Genomic DNA, 21,102 nt, shown 5'->3' on the forward strand with positions numbered 1-21,102 from the left:
ACTTTTACGAAATAATAGTTTTTATCTTTTTCAATTGGTTTCCATTCTAATCGTTGACTGCTTATTCCAATTTTAAGAAATAAGCACCAACTAAAAAATAACCCTAGTATTAAAACACCTAGAGTAACTAAAATTTTAATTCTATATCACCTTCTTTAATTTTGTGACTAAATGCACATTTAGCGAAGTTATAAAATATAATACTCCACAAACATTGATATTAAGCTATTCTTCAATTTCGCATTTTTATTTTTCTGCAAATATATTCTCATTTACAATTTATACACGAATATTTATGCAGAAAACAACGTATGTTAATGTATATATGCACTATTTACTTTGCTAATCTTCTAGATTTAATTATAGTCTTTACAAAATATCTCAAAGCATCTGCTCCATGGTCATTTTCTTTAACTGGTACTTCTTCACCATGCCTTGAAGCTTTTTCATTCCAAACATAGCTAGTTATATCTTTTATAGTTCTTAGACAATTAGCTTTAACAACTTTTATTTTTCTTTTTGATATCATTGTTGATGTCATCCTTATACCATCACTAACATCATTGTCAGCTTCTTTTACTCTATATCCTTTATTTCTTAATGCGGTCTTAAAACTTGCAGCCGAAGGGTCAATAATAACATAAGTAGGATAGTCATCACCAACAAATTTTTGAAAATCCTCTGCATATTCAAAATCTTCTTTTTGTCTTCCTGTTTCTTTACTATCATAATAATATTCATCTATAATCCATACTGTATCTCCATCATCCCAAATATCTAAGAAAACCATAGGATTACTGGTACCATAATCTATAGCAATATATCTTCTTGCTTTATGTTTTAATCCTAAAGGAAGTTGTTCTTCTGTGATCTCATTTTCTTTTGACCACATATCAAATATAGCTCCTTCAGCCATTACCCATAAGCCTTGAATATATCTTTTAAAGAATACACCTACATACATATTGCGATAACGTTGCTTAATTTTCTCTGATAAAGATAAATTATCATCCATAGTAAAATGTAGATATAATATGTTTTTTAAATTTACCCCTTTTGAGGTAAGATCGTTTTGCTGTTCTTTACTCAGATATCCAACTGATTTATCTATCCAATTTACTTTAAACCAATGCATTGGACCGTCTGGGTTACAATTAAACCAATACTTAGAATCATCTACAGAACAACGACCCGTTCCTTGATTTACAAAACTTTCAGGCATTAATGCAACTTCATCAAAAAAAATCCCAGCCAAAGTTATTCCTTGGATGAGATCTTGTGAAGCTTCATCTTTACCACCAAAAATATAGAAAAAATTTGTTTTCTCATTTTTAGATATTTCTATATAATTTTCTGTTTTATGATCTTTATATCTATATCCTCTACTTAAAAGCATTATTTTAAGCCAAAACCATACATTACGTCTAAAACTTCCAACTGTCTTACCACACATAGCAAAATTCTGGTTATCAAAACTTTCCATAGCCCACATAACAAATGATAAAGACATAGATACAGTTTTACCACTTCTTATTGCTCCATCTGCTATAATTCCATCTGCATCTTTTACTGGACTGGATTTTGTCCACCAATTCAATACTTTCCTTTGCTTTTTAGAGAATGGTTTGAATTTAAATACTGCTTTAGTTTTCTTCTTCATCTAACCAATCCTCCTGGGCTGTACCTTCTAATGCTTGTATAAAACCATCATCTTCGGTCTCTTCTTCTGGATCTTCCTTGAATTTTAATGCAGCAATTCCATTCCTTTGTTCTTCTAATTTTAATTTGGCATTATCAAAATCTATCTTGTGTTTGTCCATAGGATTCAATGCAAAATAATTTGTTAACCAATCTAAGGATTTTTGCTTATCATATAGTTTTATTTTAACTCCATTTTTCCCTGTAGATACTTCATTTATTAAAGAGCCATCCACCTCAAAATCTTCTTTTAGACGTACTGAATTTACTAATTTTGTAACAGGTTCATCCTCTCCTGTTAATGGATTCTTTTTTATTAGGGGCATACCTTTAACTAATACTGGTACTCTTTCTCTTCCAAATTCAACAAAATCAGTAATATCCGAAAAAGCTATTCTCATATGTACGTCAATCAAGTCCTCTTTATCTATTAAAAGCGATTCACGCTTAAGCTCTTTTAGATATTTTATATAGGTCTTAACCTTACGATTTCTTACTAACTCACTTCCAGTTATAAACGCTCTATCTGGTGAATATCCTGCTTTTACTGCTGCTTTATATGCTATAGGTACTTTTACAAATTCTTCAGCAAATAACCGTTGTCTTTCAGTAAGTTCAGTCAGTTCTAGTGACATATTATTTTTATCTTTAGGCTTTTCCTTTTTAATATCTTTATTTGCTTTTTTATGTTTGGAACGTTCCGTATTTTTCTTACTATTTTTTTGGAACGTTCCATTCAATTTATCATCCCATTTATCTTTATTCTTCCATCCTCTAACTGTCCCAGGTGAAATATTTAAAATCTCTGCTATTTTTACTAAATCTATATTTCCATCATGTTCTTTATATATTTCAAATGATTTATCTCTATTCGGACTTCTAGCTCTTGCCATACCACCACCTCGCTGCTATATGTTTATTCGTTTGTTTTGTAAATCTATCTTTGTCTTAAAGCTCCTTTGTGCCTTTTATAGCTATCATGTTTCATCATTTCAACATAATCAGAAAAGGAGAGGTCTTCTTTCTTACCTCTCCTGGACTTTTTCTTATTCTGTTTTCTATTTTTATTTAATTGCTTATGTATTCCTGGCTGCTGTGTTTCTATTATTCTCCCTACCTTCAAGCCTCCCACCTCCCATATTTTATTTAATATGAATATGGTCTCCTAATCAATTTTAGGTATGTAAAAAGCACCTGGATTACAGATTAAAAGTCTGTTCCAAGTGCTTTAATTAGTTCCACTCTTATATTAACTTAAAAAACCGTTAGTATTCTATATACTATTACCTTATACTATAAAAATAATACTATATTTACAATACTACTATAACATAACTCAATTGAAGTATATTTGAAGTATATTTATTTTTTAATTAAATATACTTTATATTATTTTCTACTGAATTACTAAAAGCACCTAGAAATTAATCTAAGTGCCCTTTAGTACATACACAATACATTATATATTTTTTATTTTTGCAGTTGCCTTACTTTGTACGATAAGTCCCTGCTTTACATATTTTTTCTTAATATCATATTATCATATCTAAATCGAACATGGCGAACATATTTAAAGTCTATCTAAAAACCTATTACATAACATCCTTACACTATCCGATGTATTATTCCCTCCTATACTATTTGCTACATCTTCCCATGTTAATCCGTTTATATACCTTAAACTTATTACTTGCTTTATTAAACTGTCATCTATATCTTCTATAAATTCATTTGTTTTTTCAACTAAATTTATAAGCTCTTTTATTCTTTTATTTAATTTTCTTCGTAGTCTTTCTACCTTCTTATTATATTCTTCGTAGTCTACACCAGTAATAGTGAAACTCCTTTGCACGTAAGGAAAATGAGAACTAGATCCTCTTACTTTGTCAGTTGCAACTGTATAATCTAAATCCGAAAGTTGCTTTTTTATTGATTCTATTTCACTTTTTATATATCTTAATTGTTTTAGTTCCTCCTTATTCATGCTTGTCCTCCTATTTATTCTTAGTATTTTCTTTATATAACACCATTGTGGTTATTAAACTTACTATTGCAGTTATAAACAATATTATCTCTAGTTTAGTCATACTGCTTTTACCCTCCCTATTTCTTGTCCTTTTAGGTTATATATAACACCATGTTCCATATCAATCTTTGCCTTTATCCTCTTTTTATTTCTTTTCAATATGCATGGATAAGTAATTTTATAGTCTTCCTCAAATAGCTTATACTCACCATTTAGAAACTTGTCCAACTTCTTTCTCCATGCTTCCATGATTAACCCTCCTTTGTATTATCGTTTTAATACTCTAGTACAGTTAAGGTGCAGAAATACTTAGTTTGATCCCTACACCTATTTAATTTAAACTCTTTATAAGTCATATCTAATTTTAAGCAACTTCAATGCTTTTGTTATTGTCCTAAAATTATCCTGCTGCCACGTATCTTGATTTATAAATTCTTCTAAAATCTTTGTAATTTCTTCTTCTTTTCTTTTATAATTTTCCCTATGTTTTTTAATATCTTCATCAAATTTTTGAGGTTCAAACTCGTATTTGCTTGATCCCATCATTGAAAGTTTACGCATCTGTTTTACCTGCCTTTTACGATATTTTTTTGTATTCATATTTTACGGTTTCTTCTGATAGTTGCGCATATATTTGAGTAGTTGCTGGGCTCTCGTGTCCCATTAAGTGTTGTATAATTGGCATTGGCATACCACTATTAATTTTGTAGGTTGCAAAAGAGTGCCTAAACAAATGAGGATGTATTGACTTTTCCATTCCTGCTATATTCGCTATCTTTTTAAATTCCCTTTGAATACTCCTTTTCCCTAATCGATTATAAGGTCTTTTAGATGTAACAAACAACGCTTCGTTATTATCTTCTCTAGTTAACAGATATTTTTTCAATAAAATTTTAGCTTTTGTACTAAAATATACCTTGCGCTCTTTGTTCCCCTTACCTATTACAAATAAGCTCATCTCATGCCAGTTTATATCATCTTTATTTACTTTAAAAATTTCATCCAATCTGCATCCCGTAGATATTGTGAACTCTACTAATGCTTTTTGTCTATCTGTTTCGCAGGCTTCTCTCAGCAGTTCAATTTCTTCCTTTGTTAATGGCTTTCTTACTCTTTTAGGCTGTTTAGTTTGCTTTAGTTTAGCAGCAGGATTTTTAGGTATATACTCTTCAGTTGCAAGCCAACCAAAGAAACTTTTTAGAATTGATATTTGACCATTTAAACTGCTTGGCTTCATATTTTTACATCTAGCCCCTAAGAACATTCTTAGATCCATTGTATTTATAGTTGCTAGTGGTTTTCTTAAATAATCTGCAAATATAGCTAAATTATATTGATAGTTTTTTAATGTTTCTAAACTCAATCCATCCAATTTCTTAGATGCTAAATATATTTGTAATTTTTCTTCTATGTCACTGCTTACAAGAGCTGTCTCAGTTGGCTTTATATCGTATCTGTATAATACTTCTTCAACTAACCCTCTAACCTTAATCTGATCTATCTCTGGAAATTCTAGCGACAATTTACCAACAAGCTTTATTACAACTTCATCTTTACTATTTGTAATATACATATACTTCCTCCTTATATTGCCACCGAGACACTCTTAGCATATAATATCTCTAGTAGTTTTTATTATTTCTCCTTACTTTATTTGCATTACATAACTATTGTAATTTTAAAAAATCTTGATATTTTTTTTCTAATTCATCATGCAACTCAAAATTATCACATTTATTATATTCCTCATAAGTTGGTTCTCTATGAGAAATCAAACATTCAACATTATCGCCACATACTGAAGCATGTTTACAATATTCACACATGATTGTTCTCCTTTATATTTAAGTCCCCTTATCTTTGTATTGTGTACTAAATTATTTTAAAACTTTTTCTTTTCCTTTTAGCTTCAAGTTCCTTATAGTAATTTGACATTTCAAATTTATCACATTGGAATTTAACTTTATTCCTGCTTAAATTTTCATTATCCATTCCATAGAAATAACATTCATCACAATTAAAACAACTATATTTAAGTGTTTTACACTCTTTATCACTTAAATTAGGATAAATCTCAACACTATACTTACATTTATTACAGCAACATCTATCACATATAGTTGCATCATATATTTTCTGTTTTCCCACATTCTTTTCAATAGGTTTTAAAAATGAAAGTTGTTCATTCTTCAATTTATCACCCTCAAAGATTAGCATTTCTATTATTCTTCTCTATCACTTAGACACTCTTCGCAAAATCCAATATGCTCAAGATAACAATCTTTACAAAGCGTTACCTCGCATATATCACAACTAAATTGATCGTATACTGATGTTGTATCATTAATTTCTTTCCCACAATCCCAACAAATCATCTTTATACCTCCAATTTTAGAGTTCTTCACCACAGTTAGGACAATATTGTCCTGTTTGATGTAATGGTCTTAAATCTAAATCTAATAAATTATTTAAAGTTCCTTTTTCAATCATAACTTTAATGTTTTCATTTATAGTCTTTTCATCTTCATATTCCTCTGGTATACCTAAAACATCTATAGGTATTGGTATATCCCTATCATCTTTAAATCTATCTATTTCACTTTCTTCAAATCTATGTGCGGTTCTCAAATCAGAATTATATCCACCTTCGCTTTCTCTATATCCCCAAAATAAGCCCCATTCTCCGCCGAATATACTATTGTGCCTATTACATAAAACTAAATATTTTTTACCCATATTATTTCTCCTCACTTTATGACGTAATAAGTTCAAATTGTGAAATTATATGTTTTCCCAATCTGTTTTTTCAAGTATTTCATAAAGCCTACTGACTTGAGGACTTCTCCATGCTGTCATTGCATATGGATGAGGGTTTTTATAATGATAATTATTTGATTTAATATGTTCTTTGCATTCTCTTAAAGTTAGAAACATTGTATCCGGTGCAATTTGTTTCTCAATTCTATAATTAACTAAGCCTATATTTTCTAAATGTAATTCAGATTCCATAAAATCAAAAGCATCTCCCATTGTGTTAAAAGGTTCAAATCCATCAATTAATATAGAATCGTTTAAAAATTTAACTGTATATTCTAAATATCCATCATTAATATATTCTATTAAAAAATCACAAACTGCTTCTAAAGTATCTCCAATTTCTTCACCTTCATAAATAATTGTTTGCCCTGTAATATCGAAATTATCTTCAATTCCATATATTTTTACATCTTGCATAACAACCCAAAACCTTGGGTTTGCTTGACCTACATTATCTTGAGTTAGCATTTCATGTTGTAATTCTTTTAAAAACTCTTTATCTTCTTTTTTCATATTAATACCTCCAAATTTCAAATTACGTATTTTTAAGTTCTACACGCTCCCATGTAAGAAAGCTCCTATATGCTTCAAGTTCTAATCTCAAATTTCTCATAGCTTCTATACATACACTATAGTTAGTTTCTGCTATATCTCTATTTAATCTTAATTTTGCGATTTCTTCTTTACCTTTAGCTAAATCATTTATTAGTGTTGCTGGTTGTTTTTCAAGTTGCCTTAATCTTAAAATTTCTTTTCTTAATGCTATTTTATAGTCATGCTCTGCTGCAGCTTTCTTTACTCCTAGAGTTTTTAATTCTGTATTACCTCTAGTTAATGCTTGCTGACATACTCCTATCTTTTGCATTATTTCTATTGGTGTCATATCTACACTTCCTTTAGTATCTTTAAATCTATTCCAGGATATCTAAGTTTAAACTGCTTATAGGTTCTTTTCCATTGTTCCGATTCATAGCCTTTTGTATCTTCTACTGTATAGGTCCCATCTTTATTTAATATTAAAAAGTCTGCACTGTAGGTTATTGCTCTATTTTCTTCATTGCCTTCTTGTAAAATAAATTCTGGTTGTAATACAAATCCTACTATTTCCTTAGCGTAAAATAACAACTTTAATTGGCAGTACCTTTTAGCTTCTAATTGACTTCTAAAAAATACACCATCTATCCACGTACCTTTATTTTTATATTTCTGTTTTTTCTTCCCCTTAGGTTTTTCTACTTTCTGACCCCTATTTTTGAGGTAATCCTGATACTGTTCCTCTGTCCACCTCAAATTTGTCCTCTCCTTTTTAAACCTTTATAATTTTTCTTATAGGTTCTATCCAGGTTCTCCATTGCGTGTAACATATAATCCTGTTCTTTTCTTCTTTCCTTATTTCTCTTTCTCTGCTGAAGTAATATATAAGTTTTATTAGCTCTCTCCCTATTAGACATTTCAGCACCGCCCTTTTAATACAATTTACCGCCCATTAGCCTTCTTATAATATCTTCTGTTTTATATCCTTCCTTATATAATAAAAATTTTCTACACATCTTTTTAACTTGTCTTCTATTAAGTTCTAGTATCTTAATTAGTTCATTTTCTGTATAATAATCTTGGATTAATTTATTTTTTAATTTGGCTTGGAGTTCTTTCTTATACCTCAGGTCTATTTTTTTACACATATGTGGGGAGTTTTTCCCCTTATGATGTTCCACACATAAATATTTAAAGTTTAAAAAGAAATCTAGTCCTCCTTGGCTTTTAAAAACGATATGGTGTTTCTCTGGATATAACCTACCGCACACCTCACAATGTTTATATTCTTCCAAATTTTCATCCCCTTTGTTTATAGGACAAGCAGTAAGTTTATTTATTACTGCCTGTCCATGTTTGCTAAGATATTATGTTAATGTTTTGCATTCCTTTTAATTCTTCTTGTAGGTATGCTTTTATACTTTGCATTGCTTGATTTCTCCAAGCTCCACCATCAGCTTGAAAAATAGCTGCTTTAGGTCCTTGTTGCATTCTAAATATAAATTTACTTAAAGGTTGTTCAATTTCTGGAAATGTTCTATATGGTGCTAATGTTACTGGATTAGGTACTACTGCTTGTCCTACACTTGCTACACCAGTTTTAATTGTGACCGCTTGAGATACTCCATCATCACCTGTACTTTTTACTGCTTCATCTTTTATTAAGCCTGTATATTTTAATAAAACCTCTTTATCTCCTACATCTACAAAACTAGATTGAAGCATAATGTTAAATTCTTCTGTGCCTATGAATCTGTCATAATAAATATTATTTGGCAAAATAGCTACTGCTTTTATATACATTTCTCTTTCTCTATCCTCATTTAAGGGACTATATAGTCTTACATCATCATGTGATTTTACTTGTATTAATAATTCACTTTGTAATTTATCTGTATTTGTCTTTATATAATCTACTAATCCTGTAAGTGTTGATACTGTTAATGTGTCTGCTAATGGTCCTGTAACCCTATCTAATCCTTTTGTTGAAAAAGTTCCTTGATCTAGTTGAATAATTGGGTCCCTTTTCTCTCCTAAATTTACTAAGTATTCTAAAGCTTCTTTATTTATCATTTTTCATTCCTCCAATTTTATTTTTATTATTTTACTAATTTGATACCTTTGAGATCTACTTCTTTTTCCTCTGCGGTAGTTAATACTTCGCCAGTTTCTTCATCAACTCTCATAGTGCTTTGTCCTGGAATTTGCTTCTTATATTCACTAGCAAGTATTCCACCTTTGCCATCTGTGCCAATTACAATCTTAGCTGCTAGTGGTTTGGTTGGAGCTAATTTAGGCTTAGCCACTATAGATACTTCTGTTAATTCTCTATCTTCACCACTTATAAATGTCATATCTACAGTTAACTTTCTTTTTGTTTTATAATCTGTATTTGGATCTGCAATATTTTCTAACACCTCCTTTAAAGCCATATTGATTTTTTCTGCCAATGCTCCATCAGCAAAGGTTTCTAGATTAATCATCTTTTCCATAATATTGTTCTCCTTTCAGTATTAGTGTTTTATTATACTCATACACTATAGATATAAATATGTCCATAGTTAGCCTATACCTATAGTATTAGTTAGCTACTAACTTTCATTATGTTTGTATTACACTTTGTTTATTGTTTTTCTATTTCATTTAATTCATATTTAACTCTTACTATTTTGAAATCCCTTTCACTATTAAGATTTTTGTGAAAATCTTTTACATCATCTAAATAATCAAATCTAACTGCTTCAGTAATACGACTTGTCATATCACAACAAATATTTGAAGGTACAAATTTATCACCTTCCATAACTGTGAAAAACACTTGATAGTCTTTTATATTTACCATACATTTTCACTCCTTGGATTATTTAATTTATTTCCTCTGTATCTTCTTTCCCATCTTCATTTATTGTTATTTTGAATCCACATTTACAAGTTCTTGTATAAGTATCATCTTCGATTATTATTCCGCCCTCACCATTACCAATTCTATTACTTCCACATTTAGGACACTTCTCATATTTTCTCATTATGGGCAATAACGTTTTTACATCCATAATTAATAACCTTCTTGCTGCCTTTTAATGTTTGTATCATACTTTTTCAAATAGGACTGTTGCATTTCTTCTAGTGTTATTCCTAAGCGTAGTCCTAATCCTATTACTGATAATAATATTGAGTATCCTTGTAGCACAAATTTATACACTTGTAAAAATCCTTGGTTAATTTCTTTATTACTTCTTTTATATATTAATATAGATATTGAAAAGTTATCTAAAAATTCATCTGGAAATTGATTTAATTGATTTTCTAAGCTAAGAGCAAAGTGTAAACAATCTGAAAATTCCTCTAGTACCTTTTCTCTATTTATTTCTTTATGTTGTTTCCAATGCTTAAAACTCTGTACTTCATTTGCTAACTCTCCAAGTTCAACTAATAAAGCTAATTTCATGCTTTCATATGGATACTTTTTTATTCCTGCTCTTTCTAAAATTATTCCATCAAGTTCTTTCTGTTTCTTTAAAAGTTCTCTTAAATTCACTGTTTATTCAACTCCTTTAAGCAAATTTTCTCATTCTATAATTGTATTTTGGCCCCTTAAATGTCACCATGTTTTCTCCACATCTTTCCAATATTCTGCCTGCTAATGCTTCATCTAATTGTATTAACATTTCTTGTGTACACTCTGTGCTTATTAAAGTAGGTAAATCATTTAGATACCTATAATTTAATATTGGATATATATGTTTTACATCTGATTCACTTAAACCCACGATATTTCCATATCTGTCTTTTATTAACTGATCATTCTTAATTTTATCTTTAAATAAATCATCTATTATAAGAACCGTAGGACACTGATACTTGCTTATTAACTTAATATAATATTCTTGGTCTAGTGTGCTTGCTTTTAGTTCTCTTATAACTTCTAAATAAGGCATATATACCACCTGTATATTCTCTTTTAATAAAGCAACTCCTATTGCTATAATAATGTGGCTCTTACCTGCACCTGGTTGTCCAAATAATCCAAAACTATTCTCCTTAGTCTTTTTTATTTTATTAAACTCCTTTATATAATTTATTGCTTTTTCTTTAGCTATTTTTGTTACTTCATCATAAGGTTTATAGTCATTTAGTTTTAAAGTGTTCTGCGGATCTAATCCAAACTTACTCCACATTCTTTTTATTCTTTCTTTTTCATAGCACTCGCACCTTTTAAAGCCTTCGTCTGTTTCTATCCATGTCGTGTCTCTACATTTTTTACATTTATAATTAACCTCCGAATCTTGAGAAGTCGTATTTAACTTCATCTTTTGTATTATCCGTTCTATCTCTGTCATTTTCCTTTTGTCCTCCTTTCCTTCTATTTTGTGAATATGTTTTTGCTTGATCTAAAGTCTTTATTCCGTTTTTGTCCCAATCTATAAGAATCTTTTCTATAAAGTTCCATTTCCTAACATTTGATTTAGCTGCTATATTTATTGCATATACAATAAGTTCATTTCCTAAATCATTACTCCAACTATTGATACCTTCTATTTCTATTACTCCTGGCATAGGGTATATATTATTTTGATATACTTCTATTGGACTAACTTCTTCTTTATTATTTATATACTTATTATCATTATTATCATTATTAACATTATTATCATTATTGTTAGTGTTCTTCTGTTGTTCCTCTGTTGTACCCTCCGTTGTTCTTCTGTTGTCCCTCTGTTGTATCTTCTGTTGTTCTTCTGTTGTCCCCAATCCTTGATATAAGTCCCAATTTACAAGGGTTAAGCTTGTACCTTTTGGCGACCTTTTTAGTTCTATCATTTGTTCCTTAACTAGCACCTCTAAAAATGTTCTTACTTTCTTTCTACTCCATCCCCATCTATCTGCTAATAACTGATCTGATGTTAAAAAACTGCCTCTCTTAACGACAACTAATTCACCTTTAGAAAATGCTTTTTTATCTTTGTGGTTGGCTTGAAGAAGAAGGTCAATCCATGCTTGTCCTCTAGCAAAAGGTTTATCTTCCCACAACCAACCATCTTCCATTGCTCTATATAAACTAATCCACCCTTTTTCCTTACCTTCTGCCATAGTATCTCTCCTATAGTTTCTTATTTAACTCTTCCTTGAATTTCTTAGCTATATGCTCTGGAATAACTATTTTTACTTTGCTATGTGTATTTGAATCATAAAAAGTTAAATGCACATCATCATATATTAAAATCTCATAATCTTTACTATTAATATCTATATCTGCTCTCATGCTATCCCTCCAAATTCAACTCTAGTCCTTTATCTGCAATGTAAGTTGGTTTACCTGTTAGTTTTTCTATTTCTTCTTGGAATTGCGTTGTATTACTGTTTCCATCTGATAAATGTATAAGCACTATTTCTTTAGTTTCTTTTAAATCTGTAGCCTTTAAAAACTCTTTAACATTCTCTAATTCAAAGTGGGATTTAATTATTCTATTTTTTAATGTTTTAGATAACTCTTTTTCTTGTAATATTTCATTACTATAGTTACATTCAATTAAAACATGGTCTACATCTTGAAATTTATATTCACAATAATAACTATCTGTTATAAAAAGCAAATTACCTATTTCTTTTTGATAGATTAAAAATCCTAGTGGCTCTGCTGCATCATGTTGAGTTTTAAATGGTAGTATTGTAAATTCACCAGCTTTAAACACTTTTTCTGATTTTATAAAATTAAGCCTATGATAAGTTTCTATATAACATTCATCTGCAAGTGCTCTTGCAGTTCCTACGCTTGTGTATACATCTATTCCAGCTTTTAATATATCTCTCATAGCTTTACAATGGTCTTTATGTTCATGAGAGATAATGCAACCCACTACATTGCTAATATTAAAATTTAAACCTTTTAATATATCTTTATACTTTATTCCGCACTCTATTATTAAGGTTTCATTTTCTCCTTGGAGTAGATAGCAGTTTCCTGCTGATCCACTCCCTAATACCTTAAGTTTCATTTAAAATCCTGGTCCTTCTAAAGTCATTTGGTTTGATTCTTCTTCTACTTGTTTAACTTCAACCTTTTCTGCTTCAACTACTTCTATTTCTTTCATAGGTTCCTCTGTTTGTGGATTCAAACTCAAAGGTTTAGAATTTGCTTTTTCTTTTATCTCTTCTTTAACTTCATATTCGACATTACTAACCATGTCTTTTTCATCATAAGTCTTATCAGTATTATTAAAGGCTTCGATTAATAAATCACTATCATCTGATGTATTAGCAAACATTTTGCAAGCTCTATTTATCACAGTTTTTTTTGCCATTTCCTCTGCGAAATTTATATGTGTATCACTTTTAGCCTTTCCATACCTTTGTGCCCATGCTTTTTCTATTTGATTTATATTCATAACTTCTGTATGAAGGGGTCCGCTTTCTCCTAATACTACAGCAAATGCTCCTTTAATTTTATTTATATTAATATTTTCAAATTTAGGATTAAACTTAGTTATTTCAAGAGTTGCAGTATCAACATTATACTTCTGTTCAAAATCATCACCTTCATAAATGCAATAAGCTTTTACATCTTTAACCTCTTTAAGCCTTTTAGTTACTGCTACAGTACCCATATAACTTCTCATTAGCTGTAACTGGTTTCCATAAACTACAAAGTAACATTGCTTTTTAGCTGGTGTTAATCCTTGTAGGCACATATCATACAAAGAACCAATTATTGAATTTTTAGTACACACTTCTAAAGCTGGTTTTTTGTTTTTATCCTGAACCTCCTGAAGTATTAACCAAGCACTATTAACTGCGTTAGCTACTGAATAGTTTTTTGGAAAAACTATTTCATTATTCTTTTTTAATTCTGATATTTTAGCTGCTACTTGATTTAAAGCTTCTTCCTTTGCTAATGTTATAGCTGTTGTATTTTTATCTGCCATTTTACATTACCTCCACTCTTAAATTTTTATATAAATTCAACTACTTCTTTTTTAGTTGGTTTAACTTCAATTATTTCACAGTTTGTATCTTGTCCCTCTTGCATTTCTGTTGCTGGATCATCCCAATATACTGCTAAATACATTCCTTTATATTGGTAATATACTGTCTTTTGAATACTCCACCTTGATTGCTCCCCTAGCTCTTCTTTTATAAAATCAGCTTCTGGGAATATATCTTCTATAATGTAGCCATTAGAATAATCATTTATATTGTCTTTAATTTCTTCTAATTTTTTATTAAAATATTCTCTATCTTCTTCTGATATTTCTAAGCTGTTTTCTATTCTTAAAGCTTTATCTTTGGATACTAATAAATTAATTACCTGGCTATCAGTTTCTATTAAATTATTTATACTTTCTCTGTTATCTATAAATATTGGTGCTGCTACATTGTAATGCTCTGAAAGTGCATTTATAATATCTAGCCCTGCATTAATCTGTGAAGCTGTATTTGCATTACTAAAAGGTACTCCATCTATTAGCGCTTCGCATGTTTCTACTAGCCCGCCATTTACTTGAGTGTCAAATAGCTTAAAGCTTACATATTTAAACTTAGAATTAATTGAAGATTCCAATAATTCAACCTTTGTTTTTATAAACTCTTCACAAAGATACTCGTGACCTTCTAGCTCTGCTATTTGTTGTGCTAGTTTCTTTTCTTTTTCCTGGAGTTCTTGTATTCTATTTTTAAGCTTTTCATTTTGTTCTTTATATGCTAGTTGTCCATTTACTTCTTCAAGTTCAATTTCTAATTTAAACTTTCTTTCCTTAAGTTCTTGTCTTTGATTATTAACTGTAGTTGGTTGTTGTAACTTATTTTCTAACTCACTTATAACTATGTTTAATTCCTGGTATTCTCCATCATCTATTAAAGTATCTTTTGCAATAAAATTATCAATCTCTTCTTTTAGGTCCTGTTCTGCAGCTTTAAGTTTTCCCAACTCTTTATTTTTAGAATCTATATCAGATTTAATCATGTTTAACTTCTCTTCATGTTTCTCCAATAATTCTTTATAGCTCTTGCCTTTATTTTGTATATCTTTTAGTATTTTAGCTTTATTAGAATTAAAATTTTCTTCTAACTCCTGCCTTTTTCTTTCTATATCCTCTGTATCAAAAGCTCTTTTACAAGTTGGGCATATGCAGTTGCTTTCATCAAATTCAAATATTTTTTTGTTTTGGGTAAACCAATTGTTTCTTTCTTCGTCACATAATTTTTTATAATGCTCAATGTCATTTTCACTATACTGCTTATTTATTTTTAAGTTGTTAATTGTACTTTGTAGCCTATCTATATCTAATTTCAATGAATTAAGCTTACTTTGAAGTTCTTTTTTAGGTTTATTCTTCTCATTCTCTGCCTTATATTCCATATCTCTTAATTTAGATTTTAAAGAGTATAACTTATCCTTTTCTTTTAAAACCTCTTCATTTACCTTGCTGCTATCTAATAGCTGTTCTTCTAAACTTTTTATTCCAGAAACTATTCCTCTTTTTCTAAACTCTAAAGCTTCAAAATCAACTTCTTTTATAGAGTTATTACATTCATCTACTCTATAAGGAATGGACTTAATTTCTTCATTCAGCTTTCTTTTTTTAGCTTGTACACTTTTCTTTAGAGTATCTATATCCTTGTCATTTAAAAGCTCTGTTAGTGACTTCAAATTCTCTCTTGAATTAATAACACTTTCATCTGTAATATTTCCTATAATGTCTAAGAGAGTCTTTCTTCTATCCTGCCATTTTATGCTTGTACTAAAGTAAAGAGGGTTAGTTATAAGCTTAAATAGGTTTTCATCTATAATATTGTTTATTGTCTTCTGGTATTCTTTCTTTTTTACTGGCACTTCATCTATTGAATAAATAGTTTCATGTCCAGTAAGCTGCTTTTCTGCTTCCCCTCTCCTTTTAGTCCATTTTTCTTTATATATTTTTGAAAGTGTTATATTCTTACCATCTATGCTTAAAACTCCTGTTACCTGATGTTCTAAGCCATGTATTGGAACATTGTTATTGTCTAGTGTTTTAATTTCAAACGTCGCTCTATCATGATTGTCCTTATCAAAAAGTAACCACATAAAAGCATCTGCTATAGTAGTCTTTCCTGTTCCGTTCTCTCCAAATATATTAGTTATATTTGAAAAATCTATACTTAAGTCTTTTATTCCTTTAAAGTTTCTAAGTTTTAAGGAATTTAAAATTATTTGTTTGGCCATTTATATTTCCTCCTTTTTTAATAATTTAGCTTTTAAGTCTTCATTCTCTGCTTTAAGTAATTCCATCTTTTTAATTTGATTTTTCTCAACATCACACATATATTGGCAACCTTCCTCAAGATCTTTAACTGTTTTGCTTAGAGCTTTATTTTCCATTACTATCTCATTAAATATGTTCAAACCCTCATTGGGTTTATTTTCTTCCGGAATATCTTGTATATAATCTAAAATATTAGTTAAATCATTAATAACGCATTTCTGGGATACTATGCTTCCCCCAACCTCAGAATATCTATTTATAGTTGTTGTTAATAATGCTATTACAACCTGTTTCATCTTTACAAATCCTCCAATCTCATTTAAAATTTAAGTAACGTATCTTAACTTAATTATTTGGCTCCTGGCAGGGAGCCATTTTTTTCTTCTTGAAAGTGTTTACCAAATTGCATACTGTGCTTTGATTTAAACAAAATATTTCTGCTATTTCTTTAAATTTTAATCCCTGTTTTCTAAGTTTAATCATGTCCTCGATATCTTCCTTAGGCCTTTTATTTCTAAAAAACTTACCATTGGTATATAATTCGCCCGCCTGTTCTATTGTACAAGGACTTCTATAAAAGACCGCTATTGCTAATGTGCACCAATTTTCATTCATCTTTTACACCTTCTTTCTATGCACATCTTTTAAAAATACTTGCACTTCTTATTGCAATGTCTAAAACATAATCTAAGCTTGTACACTTTCTATAGCTAATTCTATTAAACTTAATATCATCTGTTGTAATTTCAGCAACTATTGCAAATTCTGCTTCTGTTAGATTGATACCCCTTTCTTTTAATAACTTTCTTAACATTTTAAAACTCCTTTACTATCTCAACATTTCTAAATATCCAATTTAGTGCAAATATTTTTAAATCATTACAATCTAAATTACTTCTGTCCTTTTCCAAATTGATTTCTTCTAAAAATTCATAATTCTCTCCATCAATAACTTCAACTGTTATACAAAATATTTCTGAATCATATAGAAACCTAAAAATATCTATATCCACATAAAGTATTGTTCCTGTAGAAACATTTAAATTTAAATCTGTTGTTTTTATTTTTTTATTCATTTGTAATCCTCCTAAAAACTTACTTGATTATTTAATATTTCAATTTCATCTGCTAATGCTCTTGGTAATTTATATTCACTTATAAATTTCTTGGCATCATCTAAATATTTTCTTTTTATTGCTGCACAACTTGTTACATCAAATTCTCTCCAAACTTGTTTGTATATGTCTGAGAATACTTTTCTATTTAATTCCTTATATGCTGGAGTACCCTTGCCACCTAAACATTTAATTGCAACTCTACTAACTACTCTACTTAATTCCTTACTATCTATAGTGAATAAAGGGAACTCCTTAATTTGCTCTTTATTTTCTTCTGACGTCTGTTTAGCTTCTAAAGCAGTGTAGCTTACTTGGTTAAGTTGTTGCTTCACGTCCTTCATTTGTTGCAAGTTTTCTATTAAAACATCCTCTATAGTCATAGGTGGTAAATTCTTTTCTTTAACTCTAAAGTAAGTTTCCTCTAAGTTGTCGAATTGCTCCCATGCCTTGTCGGTGTCTAATATTTTGCAATGTCGGTTTGCTCCTCGTTCTGTCCATAACATTAAAGAGTTTAATTTTAACGAAGTATCTTTAAGATACTCTCTTTTAAATTGTTTAAGTTCTTCGCCTTGTAATTTAAAATAATGTTTGCCCTCTTGAAATTTATCTTGGTTTCTAGAGAATCCCTGTCTTATTCTAACTTCTTCAACCTCGTAAACTTCTCCAAGTTGCTCTGTTGTTAAAACTCTTTGACCTTTAATTTCTATTGGTTGTATTTTTTTTGCCACAGGTTGTCCATTTTGTATGTTTAAAACTACCTTTTCCATGCTTTTACCTCCTATATAGCCTTTTTCTCTTTACTTATATCTTCTAACCAACTATCTAGTAGCTCTTTATTTACTAAAAATTTTTTTCCAACTTTGAAAGATGGGAAACTATTATCTCCGTGAGCTAACTGTAATATTTTATCTCTTCCTATTCCGCTATACTTTGCGCATTCATCTATTGTTAAAGTTGCTTTATTATTAGTAGTCTCTTGAATCGCTTCTTTAATAATCTGCTTTAATTCTATATTGGTTAAACCTTTAGTTATCTCTAATATTTTTTGTTGCATTATTTTTACCCCCTGAAAATTTTATATTATTTAAAACAGCTTCACCTAGTTCCTTTTCTGTGCAATTATATGCACTAAGCATTTTGATTAAAATTTGATTCTTAGGAACTCTTCCTTTATTTTCATATCTACAAATTGATTGAAAACTAATGTCAAGTTTTTTAGCTGCTTCTCTAATACTTAAATTTTGTCTTTTCCTTAATGTTTTAAAATTCATTTCTTCGCCTCCTTTCACCCTAATTCTATCTCCAATTAGGAGACAAGGCAATTTCAATACTCCCTCTAAAATGACGTTTTAGAGAGATTACCAAAGTATTCCTAACCTTTTCTTTAAATATCTCCAAAATGGAGACAAAAAATAATTTGCTTGTAGTCTCCAAAATGGATATAATGTATATATGCAAGGAGGAAATAGAAATGGAACAAAATGAAATACTTTCAAAACTTAGGAAAAATAAAGGATTAACTTTAGAAGAATTATCTTCAAAAACAGGTATAAGTAAAAATATGTTGTGGCATCTAGAGAAAGGAGATAGAACAGGAACAGTTGAAACCTTAAAAAAGCTATCTGAGTTTTATAAAGTTTCTTTGGATTATATAACCAATAATTCAGAAAGAGTTACATTGGTTGATGACTTTATACAAGAATTAATTGACAAAGGCATCATCACTAATAGTAACGATATTGATAAGCAAATAGAAGAAAAACTATTAAACTTTATAAGATCTAGAGTAGATAAACTTACTTAAAAAAAGCATACATTCAACTAACTGAATGTATGCTAAAAAAATGAGGTGATTTTGATGGGACGTAAAATAAATTGTGTCAAAAACGGTAAAGAATATTATAGAGTTACCGTTTCTATAGGTAGAGATTCCAACGGGAAATTAATTAGAAAAGAATTTTATGGTTCTAGTAAAAAAGACGCTGAAAATAAAAGAGATGAATATCTAGATAATATTAAAAAAGGTCTTAATGTAGACTATAAAAATATAGTTTTAGGAGAATTAATGCATTCTTGGTTATTTGAAATAGTAAGAGTATCTAACCAAATAAAACCCTCTACCTTTCAACGCTATGAGGGCATATACAGAAATTATGTTAAGAACAGTGATATATATGGTCTTAGAATAAGCAATTTAAAAACAATACATCTACAAAGATATTATAATTCTTTATATACTAAAGGTAAAACTAGTAATGTAATTAAAAATCTAAACAAATTATTGAAAAATTTTTTTAATTATGCCACTGATGAAGGTTATATATTAAAAAACCCATGCTCTGGTAAAAGAATAGTTATACCTGGCGAGACTGAAACACAAGAAAGAAAAATAGAAGTATTTTCGGATAAAGAAATAAATACTCTTAAAGTAGCATTAAAAGGACACAGATTAAAATTTCTTATATTATTAGCTTTAGGCACTGGATTAAGGCAAGGTGAGCTTCTAGGGTTAAAATGGAGCGATATAGATATTAATAATAAGCAATTAAAAGTAGAACGAAGTATTAAACAAGTTAATATAATATCTGCTGACGAATCTAAAGAATATAAAACTATAGTACAATCTCCTAAATCTAAAAATAGCATAAGAACTGTTCCAATACCTTCTAATTTAATATCAGATTTAAAAGAACATAGAAAACTGCAAAAACAAGAAAAATTAAAAAGTGGCAATTCCTATAATGATACTGATTATGTATTTACAACTGAGGTCGGGAATACAATGAATGCTAGAAATATAACTAAGAGTTATAAAAGATTACTAAAAAAAGCTAAAATACCTTATAAAAAATTTCATTCACTAAGACATACATACGCCACAAAACTATTTGAAGTTAACGTACCGCTTAAAACAGTTCAAATGCTTCTTGGACATTCTGATATATCTATAACAGCTAATATATATACTCATGTAATGCCTAAAGAAAAAATAAAAGCTGTTGAAAAATTAAATAATTTATTTGCTTAAGGTGGGAAAAGATGTGGGAATTTTTAAACCCTTTTATTTTTTTATTTCTAATGTGGGAAAGATGTGGGAAAATAAAAAAAATAACAAGATTTACAAAGTATCAATCCTTGTTATTTCAACATTCCTGGTGCGCCCAGCAGGAGTTGAACCTGCGACCTCCGGATTCGAAGTCCGTCACTCTATCCAGCTGAGCTATGGGCGCACTAAATAAAAAAGAACAAAAAAATGGAGCGGGTGAAGGGAATCGAACCCTCGTAACTAGCTTGGAAGGCTAGCACTCTACCATTGAGTTACACCCGCATATTACATATTTCTTGTCAGTTTAATAATGGTCGGGGTGACAGGGCTCGAACCTGCGACCTCATGGTCCCAAACCACGCGCGCTCCCATCTGCGCCACACCCCGATATATAGTCTTAAAATCGCCATCAAGCTGGTGCGCCATCGGGGGTTCGAACCCCGGGCACCCTGATTAAGAGTCAGGTGCTCTACCAGCTGAGCTAATGGCACTTATTTGGTGCGTCTTAAGGGATTCGAACCCCTGGCCCACGCCTTAGAAGGGCGTTGCTCTATCCATCTGAGCTAAAGACGCATATTATGGAGCGGGTGAAGGGAATCGAACCCTCGTAACTAGCTTGGAAGG

At 29.9% G+C, this 21,102-nt stretch carries 36 protein-coding genes and 5 tRNA genes; 2 read left to right on the forward strand and 39 right to left on the reverse strand.

What is annotated here, in order from left to right; translation table 11 throughout:
• Window positions 1–334 precede the first annotated feature (334 nt).
• The 34 genes from ACYUDJ_RS18895 to ACYUDJ_RS19060 form a co-directional block, all read right to left on the reverse strand.
• Window positions 335–1,660, reverse strand: coding sequence for a PBSX family phage terminase large subunit (locus tag ACYUDJ_RS18895; RefSeq protein ID WP_460289900.1), 1,326 nt, complete (start codon window positions 1,658–1,660; stop codon window positions 335–337).
• Entirely contained in the window at window positions 1,644–2,591 is a 948-nt protein-coding gene (locus ACYUDJ_RS18900; RefSeq protein ID WP_460289901.1) for a terminase small subunit, read from the reverse strand. Before ACYUDJ_RS18900 ends, ACYUDJ_RS18895 begins: the two co-directional genes overlap by 17 nt.
• Window positions 2,592–2,635: 44 nt before the next feature.
• Entirely contained in the window at window positions 2,636–2,821 is a 186-nt protein-coding gene (locus ACYUDJ_RS18905) for a hypothetical protein (RefSeq protein WP_460289902.1), read from the reverse strand.
• A 447-nt stretch (window positions 2,822–3,268) separates the two neighbouring features.
• On the reverse strand, window positions 3,269–3,682 hold the full coding sequence (locus ACYUDJ_RS18910; protein WP_460289903.1) for an RNA polymerase subunit sigma-24: 414 nt from the start codon (window positions 3,680–3,682) through the stop codon (window positions 3,269–3,271).
• A 99-nt stretch (window positions 3,683–3,781) separates the two neighbouring features.
• On the reverse strand, window positions 3,782–3,973 hold the full coding sequence (locus ACYUDJ_RS18915) for a hypothetical protein (RefSeq protein ID WP_460289904.1): 192 nt from the start codon (window positions 3,971–3,973) through the stop codon (window positions 3,782–3,784).
• A 96-nt stretch (window positions 3,974–4,069) separates the two neighbouring features.
• The gene (locus ACYUDJ_RS18920; RefSeq protein ID WP_460289905.1) at window positions 4,070–4,285 is read right to left on the reverse strand and encodes a hypothetical protein; all 216 of its coding nucleotides are present in this window, start codon (window positions 4,283–4,285) and stop codon (window positions 4,070–4,072) included.
• Window positions 4,286–4,301: 16 nt separating this feature from the next.
• Window positions 4,302–5,297 (reverse strand): site-specific tyrosine recombinase/integron integrase, encoded by a 996-nt coding sequence (gene xerA, locus ACYUDJ_RS18925; protein WP_460289906.1) that lies wholly within the window; start codon window positions 5,295–5,297, stop codon window positions 4,302–4,304.
• Window positions 5,298–5,391: 94 nt separating this feature from the next.
• The gene (locus ACYUDJ_RS18930; RefSeq protein WP_460289907.1) at window positions 5,392–5,550 is read right to left on the reverse strand and encodes a hypothetical protein; all 159 of its coding nucleotides are present in this window, start codon (window positions 5,548–5,550) and stop codon (window positions 5,392–5,394) included.
• 46 nt (window positions 5,551–5,596) lie between these two features.
• Window positions 5,597–5,917 (reverse strand): hypothetical protein, encoded by a 321-nt coding sequence (locus tag ACYUDJ_RS18935; protein ID WP_460289931.1) that lies wholly within the window; start codon window positions 5,915–5,917, stop codon window positions 5,597–5,599.
• Between the two features lie 29 nt (window positions 5,918–5,946).
• Window positions 5,947–6,099, reverse strand: a complete 153-nt coding sequence (locus tag ACYUDJ_RS18940; protein ID WP_460289908.1) for a hypothetical protein — start codon at window positions 6,097–6,099, stop codon at window positions 5,947–5,949.
• A gap of 16 nt (window positions 6,100–6,115) precedes the next feature.
• Complete coding sequence (locus ACYUDJ_RS18945; RefSeq protein ID WP_052117167.1) at window positions 6,116–6,460, reverse strand: hypothetical protein; 345 nt, start codon at window positions 6,458–6,460, stop codon at window positions 6,116–6,118.
• A gap of 45 nt (window positions 6,461–6,505) precedes the next feature.
• Entirely contained in the window at window positions 6,506–7,054 is a 549-nt protein-coding gene (locus ACYUDJ_RS18950) for a hypothetical protein (RefSeq protein WP_460289909.1), read from the reverse strand.
• Window positions 7,055–7,076: 22 nt separating this feature from the next.
• Window positions 7,077–7,424 (reverse strand): hypothetical protein, encoded by a 348-nt coding sequence (locus ACYUDJ_RS18955; RefSeq protein ID WP_460289910.1) that lies wholly within the window; start codon window positions 7,422–7,424, stop codon window positions 7,077–7,079.
• Window positions 7,425–7,426: 2 nt separating this feature from the next.
• On the reverse strand, window positions 7,427–7,831 hold the full coding sequence (locus tag ACYUDJ_RS18960; RefSeq protein ID WP_101527882.1) for a DUF1064 domain-containing protein: 405 nt from the start codon (window positions 7,829–7,831) through the stop codon (window positions 7,427–7,429).
• Window positions 7,828–7,992: a hypothetical protein gene (locus ACYUDJ_RS18965; protein ID WP_162832537.1), complete on the reverse strand. Its 165-nt coding sequence runs from the start codon at window positions 7,990–7,992 to the stop codon at window positions 7,828–7,830. The genes ACYUDJ_RS18960 and ACYUDJ_RS18965 overlap by 4 nt, the downstream gene beginning before the upstream one ends.
• 15 nt (window positions 7,993–8,007) lie before the next feature.
• The gene (locus ACYUDJ_RS18970) at window positions 8,008–8,370 is read right to left on the reverse strand and encodes an HNH endonuclease (protein ID WP_460289911.1); all 363 of its coding nucleotides are present in this window, start codon (window positions 8,368–8,370) and stop codon (window positions 8,008–8,010) included.
• A gap of 64 nt (window positions 8,371–8,434) precedes the next feature.
• Window positions 8,435–9,148 (reverse strand): hypothetical protein, encoded by a 714-nt coding sequence (locus ACYUDJ_RS18975; protein WP_460289912.1) that lies wholly within the window; start codon window positions 9,146–9,148, stop codon window positions 8,435–8,437.
• Window positions 9,149–9,174: 26 nt separating this feature from the next.
• On the reverse strand, window positions 9,175–9,567 hold the full coding sequence (locus ACYUDJ_RS18980) for a replication terminator protein (protein WP_460289913.1): 393 nt from the start codon (window positions 9,565–9,567) through the stop codon (window positions 9,175–9,177).
• Window positions 9,568–9,698: 131 nt separating this feature from the next.
• Window positions 9,699–9,917, reverse strand: coding sequence for a hypothetical protein (locus ACYUDJ_RS18985; RefSeq protein WP_460289914.1), 219 nt, complete (start codon window positions 9,915–9,917; stop codon window positions 9,699–9,701).
• Window positions 9,918–9,939: 22 nt separating this feature from the next.
• Window positions 9,940–10,128: a DUF3797 domain-containing protein gene (locus ACYUDJ_RS18990; protein WP_460289915.1), complete on the reverse strand. Its 189-nt coding sequence runs from the start codon at window positions 10,126–10,128 to the stop codon at window positions 9,940–9,942.
• A gap of 2 nt (window positions 10,129–10,130) precedes the next feature.
• The gene (locus ACYUDJ_RS18995) at window positions 10,131–10,613 is read right to left on the reverse strand and encodes a dUTP diphosphatase (RefSeq protein WP_460289916.1); all 483 of its coding nucleotides are present in this window, start codon (window positions 10,611–10,613) and stop codon (window positions 10,131–10,133) included.
• 16 nt (window positions 10,614–10,629) lie between these two features.
• Window positions 10,630–11,415, reverse strand: coding sequence for an ATP-binding protein (locus ACYUDJ_RS19000; RefSeq protein ID WP_460289917.1), 786 nt, complete (start codon window positions 11,413–11,415; stop codon window positions 10,630–10,632).
• Complete coding sequence (locus ACYUDJ_RS19005) at window positions 11,348–12,166, reverse strand: DnaD domain-containing protein (protein WP_460289918.1); 819 nt, start codon at window positions 12,164–12,166, stop codon at window positions 11,348–11,350. Before ACYUDJ_RS19005 ends, ACYUDJ_RS19000 begins: the two co-directional genes overlap by 68 nt.
• 10 nt (window positions 12,167–12,176) lie before the next feature.
• Entirely contained in the window at window positions 12,177–12,338 is a 162-nt protein-coding gene (locus tag ACYUDJ_RS19010) for a hypothetical protein (protein WP_460289919.1), read from the reverse strand.
• A gap of 1 nt (window position 12,339) precedes the next feature.
• Window positions 12,340–13,071, reverse strand: coding sequence for an MBL fold metallo-hydrolase (locus ACYUDJ_RS19015; protein WP_460289920.1), 732 nt, complete (start codon window positions 13,069–13,071; stop codon window positions 12,340–12,342).
• A complete protein-coding gene (locus ACYUDJ_RS19020) occupies window positions 13,072–13,998 on the reverse strand; it encodes a recombinase RecT (protein ID WP_460289921.1) in 927 nt (308 codons plus the stop codon).
• Between the two features lie 26 nt (window positions 13,999–14,024).
• On the reverse strand, window positions 14,025–16,274 hold the full coding sequence (locus ACYUDJ_RS19025) for an AAA family ATPase (protein ID WP_460289922.1): 2,250 nt from the start codon (window positions 16,272–16,274) through the stop codon (window positions 14,025–14,027).
• On the reverse strand, window positions 16,275–16,610 hold the full coding sequence (locus ACYUDJ_RS19030; protein ID WP_460289923.1) for a hypothetical protein: 336 nt from the start codon (window positions 16,608–16,610) through the stop codon (window positions 16,275–16,277).
• 49 nt (window positions 16,611–16,659) lie between these two features.
• On the reverse strand, window positions 16,660–16,929 hold the full coding sequence (locus ACYUDJ_RS19035; protein WP_460289924.1) for a helix-turn-helix domain-containing protein: 270 nt from the start codon (window positions 16,927–16,929) through the stop codon (window positions 16,660–16,662).
• Window positions 16,930–16,945: 16 nt separating this feature from the next.
• Complete coding sequence (locus tag ACYUDJ_RS19040; protein WP_460289925.1) at window positions 16,946–17,128, reverse strand: hypothetical protein; 183 nt, start codon at window positions 17,126–17,128, stop codon at window positions 16,946–16,948.
• Between the two features lies 1 nt (window position 17,129).
• Complete coding sequence (locus ACYUDJ_RS19045) at window positions 17,130–17,390, reverse strand: ubiquitin (protein ID WP_460289926.1); 261 nt, start codon at window positions 17,388–17,390, stop codon at window positions 17,130–17,132.
• Between the two features lie 11 nt (window positions 17,391–17,401).
• Window positions 17,402–18,199, reverse strand: a complete 798-nt coding sequence (locus ACYUDJ_RS19050) for an ORF6N domain-containing protein (RefSeq protein WP_460289927.1) — start codon at window positions 18,197–18,199, stop codon at window positions 17,402–17,404.
• Between the two features lie 11 nt (window positions 18,200–18,210).
• Complete coding sequence (locus ACYUDJ_RS19055; protein ID WP_460289928.1) at window positions 18,211–18,486, reverse strand: excisionase; 276 nt, start codon at window positions 18,484–18,486, stop codon at window positions 18,211–18,213.
• Window positions 18,458–18,703 carry a helix-turn-helix domain-containing protein gene (locus ACYUDJ_RS19060; RefSeq protein ID WP_163222164.1) on the reverse strand — a complete coding sequence of 82 codons (246 nt, stop codon included), beginning with the start codon at window positions 18,701–18,703 and terminating at the stop codon, window positions 18,458–18,460. The genes ACYUDJ_RS19055 and ACYUDJ_RS19060 overlap by 29 nt, the downstream gene beginning before the upstream one ends.
• Before the next feature lie 200 nt (window positions 18,704–18,903).
• On the opposite strand from ACYUDJ_RS19060, the gene ACYUDJ_RS19065 reads away from it, so the two are divergent.
• Both ACYUDJ_RS19065 and ACYUDJ_RS19070 read left to right on the forward strand, forming a co-directional pair.
• A complete protein-coding gene (locus ACYUDJ_RS19065) occupies window positions 18,904–19,236 on the forward strand; it encodes a helix-turn-helix domain-containing protein (RefSeq protein WP_163222166.1) in 333 nt (110 codons plus the stop codon).
• A gap of 54 nt (window positions 19,237–19,290) precedes the next feature.
• On the forward strand, window positions 19,291–20,460 hold the full coding sequence (locus tag ACYUDJ_RS19070) for a tyrosine-type recombinase/integrase (RefSeq protein ID WP_163222168.1): 1,170 nt from the start codon (window positions 19,291–19,293) through the stop codon (window positions 20,458–20,460).
• Between the two features lie 125 nt (window positions 20,461–20,585).
• On the opposite strand, the gene ACYUDJ_RS19075 is transcribed toward ACYUDJ_RS19070, so the two are convergent.
• From ACYUDJ_RS19075 to ACYUDJ_RS19095, 5 genes are all read right to left on the reverse strand, one after another.
• A tRNA-Arg gene (locus ACYUDJ_RS19075) sits at window positions 20,586–20,662 on the reverse strand.
• A 24-nt stretch (window positions 20,663–20,686) separates the two neighbouring features.
• Window positions 20,687–20,760 (reverse strand) — tRNA-Gly (locus tag ACYUDJ_RS19080).
• 29 nt (window positions 20,761–20,789) lie between these two features.
• Window positions 20,790–20,865 (reverse strand) — tRNA-Pro (locus ACYUDJ_RS19085).
• Window positions 20,866–20,893: 28 nt separating this feature from the next.
• Window positions 20,894–20,969, reverse strand: a tRNA-Lys gene (locus ACYUDJ_RS19090).
• Window positions 20,970–20,974: 5 nt separating this feature from the next.
• Window positions 20,975–21,051: transfer RNA gene (locus tag ACYUDJ_RS19095), tRNA-Arg, on the reverse strand.
• Window positions 21,052–21,102 lie beyond the last annotated feature (51 nt).

The sequence above is a fragment of the Clostridium sp. CTA-6 genome (assembly GCF_054768115.1).